Origin of the sequence: Xanthomarina sp. (assembly GCF_035306605.1) — a bacterium.
Classification (GTDB): Bacteria; Bacteroidota; Bacteroidia; order Flavobacteriales; family Flavobacteriaceae; genus Xanthomarina.
Window position 1 is genome coordinate 104105 of sequence record NZ_DATGNR010000042.1, and the last position, 11958, is coordinate 116062.

Sequence of the window (11958 nt, forward strand, 5' to 3'; positions counted from 1 at the left end):
ATACTAAATATTTTAAGATTAATAATTGGAATGCACAATTAGTAGTATATTTGACAAACATTTTTTTAATGAGTACTATGCTGTCTAAACATACAGAAATTCAATACAACAAGACAAATCTAGATTCTAATAAATTACTAGAATTATATAGAAATATGTTGAAGCCTCGATTGATAGAAGAGAAAATGCTAATTCTATTACGTCAGGGGAAAGTATCAAAATGGTTTTCAGGAATTGGCCAAGAGGCAATTTCCGTTGGAGTAACCATGTCTTTACATAAAGACGAATATATTTTACCAATGCACCGAAATTTAGGTGTTTTTACTACTAGGGAAATTCCGTTATATCGTTTATTTAGTCAATGGCAAGGAAAAGCCAACGGATTTACGAAAGGCCGTGACCGATCGTTTCACTTTGGAACTCAGGAGTTCAAGATTGTTGGAATGATTTCGCATTTAGGTCCTCAATTAGGTGTTGCTGATGGGATTGCGCTTGCTAGTAAATTGCAAAATAAAAACCAAGTAACCGCTGTATTTACAGGTGAAGGAGGAACTAGTGAAGGAGATTTTCATGAAGCTTTAAACGTTGCCTCGGTTTGGCAATTGCCAGTTATCTTCTGTGTTGAAAATAACGGATATGGACTGTCTACACCAACTAATGAACAATATCATTGTAAAGATATAGCCGATCGTGCTATAGGTTATGGGATGGAGTCTCATATTATAGATGGAAATAATATTATTGAAGTTTATACGAAGGTTAGAGATTTAGCGGAAAGCCTAAGAGAAAACCCTCGTCCAGTGTTGTTAGAGTTTAAAACCTTTAGAATGCGTGGGCATGAAGAAGCTAGTGGAACCAAATATGTGCCACAAGAATTAATGGATGAGTGGGCTAAAAAAGACCCTCTTGAAAATTTCCAAACTTATTTGAAGGAAGAAGGAATTTTAAGTGAAACTCAAGAAGCTACCTTTAGAGAAGAAATTTTACGTGAAATTAATGAGCATCTTCAATTGGCTTTTGATGAAAAAGTTATCTCGCCAAATGAAAGTGATGAGTTAAATGATGTGTATAAACCGTTTAACTACAAGGAGGTTGCTAAAAACAATGAAACTAAAGAGATTCGATTGATTGATGCGATTTCTGAAGGTCTAAAACAGTCTATGGAGAGACATGATAACCTAGTTATTATGGGTCAAGATGTGGCTGAATACGGTGGTGTTTTTAAGATAACTGAAGGTTTTGTCGAGCAATTTGGAAAAGACCGCGTTAGAAATACACCTATCTGTGAATCTGCTATTGTAGAAGCGGGTATGGGCTTATCTATTGCAGGAATGAAGAGTGTGGTTGAAATGCAATTTGCTGACTTTGTGACTTCAGGCTTTAATCCTGTAGTTAATTATTTAGCAAAATCGCATTATAGATGGAATCAAGAGGCCGATGTGGTAGTTAGAATGCCATGTGGAGCGGGAGTTGCAGCTGGACCTTTCCACTCGCAAACTAACGAAGCTTGGTTTACAAAAACCCCTGGTTTAAAAGTGGTTTATCCTGCCTTTCCAATGGATGCTAAAGGCTTATTGGCTACTGCGATAAACGATCCGAACCCTGTGTTGTTTTTTGAACATAAAGCCTTGTATAGAAGCATTAGACAGGAAGTTCCAACAGATTACTTTACTTTACCTTTCGGAAAAGCATCACTGTTAAAAGAAGGGAATGATGTTACTATTATTTCTTATGGTGCTGGAGTTCATTGGGCTTTAGAAACCCTTGAGAAAAACCCTGAAATTCAAGCTGATTTAATTGACTTAAGAACTTTGCAGCCTTTAGATACAGAAGCTATTTATGCTTCCGTAAAGAAAACAGGTCGCGCCATTATTTTACAAGAAGACTCTTTATTTGGAGGAATTGCTTCCGATATTTCTTCTATGATTATGGAGAACTGTTTTGAATACCTAGATGCACCGGTAAAACGTGTTGCTAGTTTGGAAACACCTATTCCATTTATCAATCAATTGGAAGAGCAATATTTAGCTAAAGGGAAGTTTGAAGCGGCTTTAAAAGATTTGTTAGCTTATTAAGCAATTACCTATAGAATATAAAAAGAGAGCCAATTGGCTCTCTTTTTATTTACATAATCTTCAATGATTACTTTAAAGAATTGGCGAAAGCTTGAACTTCGTCCAGCACGCGTAATAAGTTTCCACTCCAAATCATTTCAATTTGTTTTTCTGTGTAGCCACGTTTTACCAATTCAAGGGTTATATTAAAAGTTTCTGAAGCATCATTCCAACCCTCGATTCCACCGCCACCATCAAAATCACTACTAATGCCCACGTGTTCGATGCCAATTTTATTCACTAGGTAATCGATATGGTCCACGAAGTCTGAAACATTTACGTTAGGCGGGAAGCCTTCTATTTTATCTGCTTTGGCATTTGCTATATCCATAACTTTTTTATAATATCCAAAGAAGTCTTCTTTCTCTTGTGGTTCTAAGGCCATGACTTCATCGAAGGAGTTATACCATTTAAGTCCTAATGAATCTGCCACTTTTTTACGAATTAAGTTAATTTCAGCATTTCTTGCTTCCATTTTCTTCGCATTCACAAACTCATCTAAAGCAACTACTTGAATTACACCGCCATTTTCCTTTAATAATTCTAACTGTTCGTCGTCTAGATTCCTGCTTACATCACTTAAGGCTCTAGCCGCTGAATGAGATGCAATTATTGGCACCCTACTTAATCTTACCATTTGCTTCATGGCTTCTTTGGAAGGGTGTGAAATGTCTACCATAATTCCTAATCTGTTCATTTCTGCAATGGCTAGTTTTCCCATATCGCTTAAGCCATTGTGTAACCAAATATCGTCTTCTTCACCCGTATGACTATCGCTTAACTGGCTATGGCCGTTGTGAGCCAAAGACATATATCGTGCGCCAAGTTGATGAAATTTCTCAATGTTTTTGAGGTCTAGACCTACAGGATAGCCATTTTCAACTCCAATCATAGCTACTTTTTTTCCTGAGGCTACAATTCTTCTAACATCATTAGAAGTTAAAGCTAGCTCTATTTGGTCTGGAGCATATTTTGTTACTAGGTTATGGATGGCTTCAAAATGATCCATAGCGCTTTTATGTGCGGTTTCATACCCTTGAGTTGATAATGAGTCTTGCGCTGTATAAACAATAAACCAAGCTACGTTTAGTCCTCCAGCTTCCATTTTTGGCAGGGTAACTTGGGAGTTTAGATCTTGTGTATAATTAAGGGAATCAGTAAAGTTTTTCAGATTGAAATCGATATGTGTATCTAGGGTAATTACTCGTTCATGGATAGCTTTAGCCTGTTCTACTAGGGTAAGAGAATCCTTTGTCATATTTGATTCAGGCGTTTGTTTGGCTTCATTTTTGCAAGACATAAGAGCAAGAATGAAAATTAGAATTAAAAAATTTGGTTTCATGTTTTTGGTTTGTTTTTGTGATGTGAAGTTACAAAAAAGATATGGAGGATTTAATTCGCTAAAAATTGTATATTTAATCAAGCTATTTTAATAATGATTTTAAAGATATTCGTTTACACAATAATGTTTGTTTGGAGTTCTAGTTGTACAACCGTTGAAAAGGATCCGTATACTTGGAAGCCTTTAAAGGTTACGGCATCTGCATACAACTCGGTTGCTTCTCAAACAAATGGGAACCCTCAAATTACTGCTTTTGGGGACAGCCTAAAACCAGGTTTGAAATATATAGCCGTTTCTAGGGATTTACAAGCTTTAGGACTGACTTACAATACGCCTGTTAAAATTGAAGGGCTTGAAGGGATTTACTTAGTAAAGGATAAAATGCATTCGCGATGGACGAATAAAATAGATATTTACATGGGGACCGATGTGAAAGCAGCAAGGCATTGGGGAAGAAAAAAGGTACATATTCAGTATGGAGTTCTAGAGGAGGAAGCTGTTACAGAAACAGATTAGTATTGTTTAGGGACTAAAGTTTATATTGTTTGATCCCTATCCAAAGTTCTTCGTTTAATTTGTAAAAACTCTCATGAAGTTTATTTACAGAAAAATATTCCGTCCTCTCATCCGTGTCTCGTAAAAATTTAATGACTGCTTTCATTTTAATGGGTATTTATAAAGGTTTGTTTCGGATGGTTTTACATATGTTCGGCAAGTTCACCTATGTCTTTTGGTGTTTTTCCAGGCATTTGCAATTCTTTCACAATTAACAAATGCTCGTTGGTTGTTTTTAAATGCTTTCATGATTTTTGGTTTTTAATTAATAATGCCATTAAAAGCATCTTCTTTTTGCATTCCAAGCATAACTTTTGCTTTTGCTAGGTATGTGTTTTCCAATGTTGCTGTTTAAAGTTCTCATAATGATTGATTTAAATAATGATTGATACTAAAAAGACGATTATTGAAATTTATTGTTACAAACTTGGGTATCTGAAACCTGATATTTAACACTATTTAACAGGTGTAGAGCGGTTTATATAAGAAGAAGGAGGCGTTTAATTAAGTACATTTGAATAATTAATTAAAGTTTTGATAAAAAATTGGATATTACTTTATAAGGTACGATTTTTGAGTAGTTATATTTTTTAATTTAGAAACGTTTTTCTAGAAATACCTGAGCTTAACTATGAAATACATTTGTTTCATCTTCCTATATTTTATTTCTGTAACGGCTTTTTCTCAAATAGACGCTAGTATGGAATCTACTAGTATTCCAGCAGTTAAAAGTGATGAAGGCGTTAAAGGAGAAGGTCTTTTTGAATCAAAACCTATTGAGAATAAAGGCTTAAGTACCGCTAATTCCGATAGAATTAACGGATTATCGGTACCCAAGCAAAATGAGTTAGCTAATCCAAACGAGAAAGGTTTTTCCATGATTGGTGGTGAAACTTTTGGTAATCCAGCCGAACTTTACACTAAGCAAATTAAAAAACACTCCAGGTTTACCGAAGTAGAGTCTCTTTCTAGAGATAACGGAAGTAGAACCAATCAATATTTAGGAGATTTTAAAACTGGATTTTCTAGGGTAAATATTGTTTATAGAGACCATCAATATCCAGATGGAGATCGTGTTCGTATTTTTGTAAATGACGAAGTGGTTATGCCAAACGTTTTATTACATTCTTCGTTTAGTGGCTTTAATTTAGATTTAGTTGATGGATTTAATAAAATAGACTTTCAAGCACTAAATCAAGGAGAGTCTGGGCCAAATACGGCTGAGCTTAGAGTTTTAGATGACGATGGTAATATAATTGCTTCTGGAGTTTGGAATTTGGCAACCGGAGTAAAGGCTACGCTTATTGTTATTAAAGAATAGTTGCTATTGCTTCAATTTCTCCAGGTTGCATTTCATTTAGTTTAAACCCTCCAATTCTTACTCGGACTAGGCGCAAAGTTGGAAACCCCACGGCAGATGTCATTTTTCTAACTTGTCTAAATTTCCCTTCTGTTAAAGTAATGGAAAGCCAACTTGTTGGTCCGTGTTTTTCATCTCTAACAAAACGTTCAGGAACCATTGGAATATTTTCTAAGCAAGAAACTTTAAAAGCTTTGGATAAATAAGGAGTTCCATTCACTGAAATTTCAACCCCTTCTTTGAGCTTTTTAATAGCTTCTGGAGTAATCAGGCCGTCAACCATGACGTAATATTCCTTTTCAACCTGAGAACTTCTTATGTGTTCGCTCATTTTTCCGTCGGTAGTCAATAAAATTAATCCTTCCGATTTTTCATCCAATCTACCAATAGCCATTACATTCTCTGGAAATTCATATAAGCCTCCTAAAAGTTTTTTGTTTCGTCTTTTGCTTTGATTATTAACAAATTGGCTTAAATAACCATAGGGTTTGTAGAGCTTAAAATGTTGATGTTTTTGATGATTGCCCATAATATAATAAAATAAGAAACTGTATTAAAATGGATATGTAGCGTACTTCCAAATCTTATTAACTGCAAATGTTGAAAATTCTTAGCAATATTATTCTGTTCTAAGGGGTAAATACTCTAAAAAGACCTTATTTTTGCACATTACAAATTTTTATGAGCAAGACAGTAACATCTTTAGAATTAGAAGACAGACGTGTAGGAAAAGATCTTTATAGCTACCAAAAAGGTGCTATTGATAAGGTTTTCAAATGCTTTGAAGAGGCTCCGAAAGACTATCATTTACTATATCAATTACCAACAGGAGGAGGGAAGACCGTTATTTTTTCTGAAATTGTTAGGCAGTATTTAAAACACCACAAAAAGAAAGTTTTGGTTATGACTCATCGAATTGAGTTATGCCGACAAACTTCTAACATGTTGGAAGAGTTTGGAGTGGTTAACAAGGTGGTTAGCAGTAAGGCTAATTTGGACGATCAAGCGCAATACAGTTGTTTTGTGGCTATGGTGGAAACCTTAAACAATCGTTTACAGGAAGACAAATTAGATATATCAGATATTGGTTTAGTGATTATTGATGAGGCCCATTACAACTCTTTTACTAAGTTGTTTAAGTATTTTGAGAAATCGTTTATCCTTGGAGTTACAGCAACCCCTTTAAGTTCAAACATAAAACTTCCAATGAAGGATAATTATGATGAGCTTATTGTAGGTGAAACAATTGAGTCCTTAATTAAAAACAAATTTTTATCGCAAGCAGAAATCTATTCCTATAATGTAGGATTAACTTCTTTGGTTGTTGGTGCTAACGGAGATTATACTGTAAAATCTTCTGAAGATTTATACACCAATAACGATATGCTTACTAAGTTGATGCAAGCATACGAAGAGCGTTCGAAAGGGAAGAAGACCCTAATTTTTAATAATGGTATTAACACCTCGTTACACGTATACGATACCTTCCGTGCAGCAGGTTATCCGGTAGCACATTTAGATAATACCAATACCAAGAAGGAAAGACGTAAAATTTTAAAATGGTTTAGAGATACACCAGATGCTATTTTAACTTCTGTAAGTATTTTAACAACAGGTTTTGATGAACCAACTGTTGAAACCATTATTCTGAACCGAGCAACCAAATCGTTAACTCTTTATTATCAGATGATTGGTCGTGGGTCACGTATTTTAAAAGATAAAACAAGTTTTAACGTTATTGATTTAGGGAACAATTTACACCGATTTGGTCCTTGGGGAGCAGATTTAGATTGGCAACGAATATTTAAATCGCCTAACTATTATTTAGATAATATTTTAAGTGATGAAGAATTAGAAGATAATTTTAGATACGAAATGCCAGATGAGCTACGTGCTGAGTTTGGAAATTCGGATTCTGTTTATTTTAATATTAAAGAAACCTATATAAGTGCCGTGAGAAATGGAGAATCCTCGAAGGTTGTTTTAGAGCGTTCCATTGAACATCATGCTAAAATTTGTATAGAAAATAGTGAGGATTTATATGATGCCTTAGACCTTGCTAAAAAGTTAGGAGACGACATAGACTACAGAATTCATCGTTATACAAAATGTATTAGTAAAAGTACTTATAATTTTGTTGAATGGTTGAAAGACGATTATAGAAAAAAACTTAGAGCGTATTTAAGATCTAATTTTGATGAAGTATTTGAGGAAGTTCATGGTAGACCAGCTGAAAGTTAAACCATTCTTTTAAGTTGTAATCCAAAGCAAAATAAGCTTGTTTACTAGGAGAAGTTATCTCAAATTAAAAAGACGTTGTCAATAGTGACAACGTCTTTTTTTTATGGACTAATTATAACATCATGTTGAGGATGTATTATTCGTTCGTTGACATTAGGGCAAAAAACTTGTTGATGTTTGGTAGAATAATAATTCTAGTACGTCTGTTTTTAGCACGGTTATCTTTAGAATCGTTATCTACTAAAGGCTGATAGAAGCTTCTTCCGGCTGCAATCAATTTTTCAGGTGCCACATTGAAATCGTTTTGTAATTTTTTAACTACAGAGGTAGCACGTAATACACTTAAATCCCAGTTATCCTTTACTGAAGCAGTTGGAAGCATTAATTTGTTGTCGGTATGACCTTCAACCATCACGTCTAAACTTTCTTCAGAATTAATAACATCGGCAATTTTTTGTAAAATATTGTTTGCTTTATTACTTACACGGTAGCTTCCAGAGTTGAATAACATTTTATCGGAAATTGAAATCATTACCACTGTTTCATTAATATCAATGGCAATATCTTCATCTTCATTCATGTTAGATGTATCCATCGATTTACGTAAATTGTAACCAACGGCTAAGTTCATAGAATCCTTAAGGGTTTTGGCTTGAGCCAAATCCTCTTGATTTACATGTTGTAAAGTGGCGTTCATTTGTTTTCTAACATCGTTAGAGATTACGATATCGTCTCCAACAACCACTATTTTCGCATCGTTTTCTTCCGTTAGGGAGTTTATTTTATTGTTGTACGTATTGATTCTGGCTTGAATTTCATCGAATTTAGCTTCTAAATCCTCTTTTTCTACTTGGGTTTTCTGAAGTTGGCTTCTAATTTCACCATTTTCTTGTTCAAGTGCTACATATTTCTTTTTTGAAACACATGCAGACATTAAAATTACTGTAAGTAGTAAGATTGATAATTTTCTCATAATCTCTGTTTATTGTTTTGGGTTATATTATATATGTACGAAGCTAGGAGCGTGGTAGATGTTTTACAAGTTGATTTTATACTTTTTTTAACAGTATTTCTCTGCTAAAATTTTCTATAATCTTGTTGTTTGTGTAGATTAAATACTTGGTCTATAAACTTTTAAACAGAGATGTTTTTATTTTATTCCGAAAATAAAAAACCATCTATTTATAAGCTCTTACCACCAAAGGACAAAGCATTTTGATAGTTCGCCATTGTTTTGTTTGATCCAAACTAGAGGAGAGGTTTTGTCTTCTAATATGGGGTTTAGCGCTTCCATAAAGGTCTCGTAAAGGAGCCAATCTACTTGAGGGTGAGGCTCTAATAACCAGTTTTCTTTTCTAGGAATATAGAATTTACTGGTTTTGAATTGTGGTAAAAGTTCTTTCTTGATGGAATGTCCGACTACGCAAGCAGGATTCAGGAGGGTGAACGCAGGCTTGGGTTTATTATATGGGACAAATAATTGTGCTTTAAAAATAACTTGTTGTTGTATTTCGGCTGCATTTAAATTAAACTTCTCTAGGTATTTGGAAGTTTCAGGATGATAGAGAAGTGGTAACTGTTTGTTTTTTAGCTTGTCTAGCTTTTGTATGAGACTATCTTGTTTATTTGGACCAATCCAGCGAAGTAATTCTGTGGTTTCTACAGAGTCATCAAAGACATAGAATTTGTAGATAATTTCTAGATGTACCGGTTTATTCGCTATTAAAACTAAGGCATCCATTTCGCCTAAAGTGTGTTTTTCTTGTTGGATTTGCAGGTTTGTTCCTAAGATGGAAACCTGAGGTTCCTGCATTAAATGGTAAAATAGAAACTGTTCTACACGTTTACCCAAACGGATGTTTTTGGGTAGTTCTTGGTTGAATTTGATGCCTGTTGGTTTTGATAAAACCGATTGTTGAAGATTATAAACTGAGTTTTCCATCCAGAGATTTGGTGTATTTATAGCTCCATGGAATTGTTCGTTTATTATGTTATGCATGAGAAGGCTTATTAGTTGATATCGGTATGAGTAATCAAAGATATAAAACCAATCATAAAGCTATCTAGGGTAAGAGTTAAATATCCTATTTTACATAATATAAATTATAGAACAATTGAGTCTTTATCGAGAGGTCGGTTTTTTATGTTAGTTTGGTTGGTTTCTACTTGAGTGTGATTTGGCCTTATCAACTTATTCATTTTTCAGGTATTATTGTACGGCTTATAATTTACGTATTCTGAATTAAGATGCGTGAATTTTTAAATACGCGATTTATGAGACAGTTCATTTATTGCTTCCAGAGAGAAACTTAATATCCAAATTTTAGGAATTTAACGTGGTTGCTATTTTAGTATGGCATATTCCAGATTTATATGCGTCTCATATTTTGCATATTCTGTAGTTTGTCCATTAAAAATTAAATATGCGATTTATGAGGCTTTGCCATTTCATGGTAATTATATTGGCGATTCGTATATATAAAGTTACTTTGTTGATGCCTTGTGTATGCCATGACTTTAAGTTATGGTATATACGGCTTTTACATAAGGTTAGCATGGCTTTACTACGGAGTATCTACGAGGGAACCCTTGATAAGCTGATTGTTTATAAGGGTTTAAAGCAGGTTGATGCACTGCATAATCCGCGTATTTTTATAGCTGTACCAATTAGAGCCTTCTTGTTTTAGGTACTGGAATCCGAACCAAACCACTAGAGAAACATGTGTAGAAACTTGTCTTTTTACAGGCGTTTTCAGTTGGATTTGAAGATTTGTATGTTCTATTTTACATAATAATGGCTCTGTATTTTGGCTGATACCTAAGGCATTTTGCTTAGCAGCCACTGGTTTGTAGGCCTTATGATCTGGACGGCATTTATAATTAGACACCATAGAAAGTGCTGCTGTTAGCTGAAAATGTGTGGCTGTTTTTGGTTTTTTCAGAAGATGGATTTCAGAGCTTTTTGGGATGGTTATGGTAATAAAACGTCTGTTTTTATGGCTTGTAACCCCTGGTATTGGTGTGTATATTTGTTCCAATTTACGTTGATTGTGGAGTTGGAAGCCAATTAGGGCTTGGGGGTAGTTTGTTAGTATGGCGTCTCTTTTTCCGTGAGTTCCACTCCCCTCTTTGATGATTTTATAGCATACGCCAGTTAAGCGGCTTGCCATAGTAGTATCTTGAAAGTCTTTTGCTGTTTTTAAAATGCCTGTTCTAATGGCTTTTGACCATTTAGATGCCATACCAAACTCCTGGTTGTTTGCTTTTATATGCGCATAAGCAGGATCTGTTAGGATGCGTTTTTTAGAAGGTCCAGAAGCCACACGGGATAGATACTTTCCATTAAGTGGATAATATGTGATTCCATTTAAAGTACCATGAATTTTTATGATTCCTTTTTGCTTAGGCATTTGATTTTTAAGTGTTTGATTAAGACTAAGATAATAAAAAAATTGTGATGTAAAAAATACGTGAATTAAGATATTTTTGGATGCACCTGTTGTCTAGCTATTCGAAGATAAGGGTGGTCCTCCCCTATTGTTTTCAAGCTAATTTTTGTTCCGGTTTGTGAGATTTTGATTTCTAAATACTAGAAAATATAGATGGTAAATAAAAAAGCTTAAATATTCATTTAAGCTTGGAATGGTACAGTAAAAACTTAATGGGGAAAAGAGTTGTTTTTTTCTCAGTTGTTTGATAGCGGTTCGGGCTTTATTTTACTGAAACTATGGTTGTTATATAGATGTAGTAATTAATACAATGTAATAATGCTAAAACCAAAATATCTTTATTTCTGAAACTTTCTAATATATCAGTTGTTCTAATTGAGTACTTATAGTTAAGATTATCTAGTTTGTATCCATTTCGGCAACTAACAACTCTTTCTTTTCGGAGTCAGTCAGTATAAATTTGTTGCTTGAAAATCCTTTTGTGCGAAGTGAATAGCTCTTTTCTGAATCCTAAAAAAAGGTTTTTATCAGAATTCCACTCCAACCTAGTTTAAACTCTAATATAGTTTTTTCACCATCCTTTAATTCAATTTTAGAATTCCAAATTCCTTTTGGTTTCATATGAAACGTATCGCCGTTGGCTAGCTTAATTTCAGCATTAGAAGCATACCATTTTTTATAGATTAATTCTCGAATTTTTTCATTGTCAGAATTCAGATAAAAGGTAAGTGAGTATGTTGAATTTATATTCCAAAGAAGGATTGGAAACACTATTTACATTTCGCCTTCCATAGCGGCAATCAATTCATCGGTGATTTCTAGGTTGTGATATACTTTTTGCACATCATCATCATCTTCAAACTGCTCTTCTAGATCCAATATCTTCTTTGCATCGTC

At 34.2% G+C, this 11958-nt stretch carries 10 protein-coding genes; 4 read left to right on the forward strand and 6 right to left on the reverse strand.

What is annotated here, in order from left to right:
- Positions 1-77: 77 nt before the first annotated feature.
- Positions 78-2075 (forward strand): alpha-ketoacid dehydrogenase subunit alpha/beta, encoded by a 1998-nt coding sequence (locus VKY41_RS06600; protein WP_500813658.1) that lies wholly within the window; start codon positions 78-80, stop codon positions 2073-2075.
- Between the two features lie 67 nt (positions 2076-2142).
- On the opposite strand, the gene VKY41_RS06605 is transcribed toward VKY41_RS06600, so the two are convergent.
- Positions 2143-3456, reverse strand: coding sequence for a dipeptidase (locus VKY41_RS06605; protein ID WP_500813648.1), 1314 nt, complete (start codon positions 3454-3456; stop codon positions 2143-2145).
- A gap of 123 nt (positions 3457-3579) precedes the next feature.
- Here VKY41_RS06605 and VKY41_RS06610 point away from each other — a divergent pair, with 123 nt between their 5' ends.
- Together VKY41_RS06610 and VKY41_RS06615 are read left to right on the forward strand one after the other, a co-directional pair.
- Positions 3580-3972, forward strand: a complete 393-nt coding sequence (locus VKY41_RS06610) for a 3D domain-containing protein (protein ID WP_500813649.1) — start codon at positions 3580-3582, stop codon at positions 3970-3972.
- A gap of 670 nt (positions 3973-4642) precedes the next feature.
- Complete coding sequence (locus VKY41_RS06615; RefSeq protein WP_500813650.1) at positions 4643-5332, forward strand: hypothetical protein; 690 nt, start codon at positions 4643-4645, stop codon at positions 5330-5332.
- On the opposite strand, the gene VKY41_RS06620 is transcribed toward VKY41_RS06615, so the two are convergent.
- On the reverse strand, positions 5322-5900 hold the full coding sequence (locus VKY41_RS06620) for a pseudouridine synthase (protein ID WP_500813651.1): 579 nt from the start codon (positions 5898-5900) through the stop codon (positions 5322-5324). The genes VKY41_RS06615 and VKY41_RS06620 overlap by 11 nt on opposite strands.
- 152 nt (positions 5901-6052) lie before the next feature.
- On the opposite strand from VKY41_RS06620, the gene VKY41_RS06625 reads away from it, so the two are divergent.
- A complete protein-coding gene (locus tag VKY41_RS06625; protein WP_500813652.1) occupies positions 6053-7612 on the forward strand; it encodes a DEAD/DEAH box helicase in 1560 nt (519 codons plus the stop codon).
- A gap of 136 nt (positions 7613-7748) precedes the next feature.
- Here the strand turns inward: VKY41_RS06625 and VKY41_RS06630 are convergent, their stop codons facing one another.
- The 4 genes from VKY41_RS06630 to VKY41_RS06645 all read right to left on the reverse strand — a co-directional run bounded on the left by VKY41_RS06630 (position 7749) and on the right by VKY41_RS06645 (position 11832).
- Positions 7749-8585 (reverse strand): OmpA/MotB family protein, encoded by an 837-nt coding sequence (locus tag VKY41_RS06630; protein ID WP_500813653.1) that lies wholly within the window; start codon positions 8583-8585, stop codon positions 7749-7751.
- A gap of 219 nt (positions 8586-8804) precedes the next feature.
- Complete coding sequence (locus VKY41_RS06635; RefSeq protein WP_500813654.1) at positions 8805-9611, reverse strand: DUF1853 family protein; 807 nt, start codon at positions 9609-9611, stop codon at positions 8805-8807.
- A 616-nt stretch (positions 9612-10227) separates the two neighbouring features.
- Positions 10228-11022, reverse strand: a complete 795-nt coding sequence (locus tag VKY41_RS06640; RefSeq protein WP_500813655.1) for a hypothetical protein — start codon at positions 11020-11022, stop codon at positions 10228-10230.
- Positions 11023-11571: 549 nt separating this feature from the next.
- Complete coding sequence (locus tag VKY41_RS06645) at positions 11572-11832, reverse strand: hypothetical protein (RefSeq protein WP_500813656.1); 261 nt, start codon at positions 11830-11832, stop codon at positions 11572-11574.
- Positions 11833-11958: the final 126 nt, after the last annotated feature.

Excerpts from the sequence above, each read along its gene's own strand:
- VKY41_RS06615 (WP_500813650.1), top strand. The coding sequence starts at position 4,643 with ATGAAATACATTTGTTTCATCTTCCTATATTTTATTTCTGTAACGGCT.
- VKY41_RS06635 (WP_500813654.1), bottom strand. The coding sequence starts at position 9,611 with ATGCATAACATAATAAACGAACAATTCCATGGAGCTATAAATACACCA.
- VKY41_RS06605 (WP_500813648.1), bottom strand. The coding sequence starts at position 3,456 with ATGAAACCAAATTTTTTAATTCTAATTTTCATTCTTGCTCTTATGTCT.
- VKY41_RS06640 (WP_500813655.1), bottom strand. The coding sequence starts at position 11,022 with ATGCCTAAGCAAAAAGGAATCATAAAAATTCATGGTACTTTAAATGGA.
- VKY41_RS06620 (WP_500813651.1), bottom strand. The coding sequence starts at position 5,900 with ATGGGCAATCATCAAAAACATCAACATTTTAAGCTCTACAAACCCTAT.
- VKY41_RS06610 (WP_500813649.1), top strand. The coding sequence starts at position 3,580 with ATGTTTGTTTGGAGTTCTAGTTGTACAACCGTTGAAAAGGATCCGTAT.
- VKY41_RS06625 (WP_500813652.1), top strand. The coding sequence starts at position 6,053 with ATGAGCAAGACAGTAACATCTTTAGAATTAGAAGACAGACGTGTAGGA.
- VKY41_RS06630 (WP_500813653.1), bottom strand. The coding sequence starts at position 8,585 with ATGAGAAAATTATCAATCTTACTACTTACAGTAATTTTAATGTCTGCA.
- VKY41_RS06600 (WP_500813658.1), top strand. The coding sequence starts at position 78 with ATGCTGTCTAAACATACAGAAATTCAATACAACAAGACAAATCTAGAT.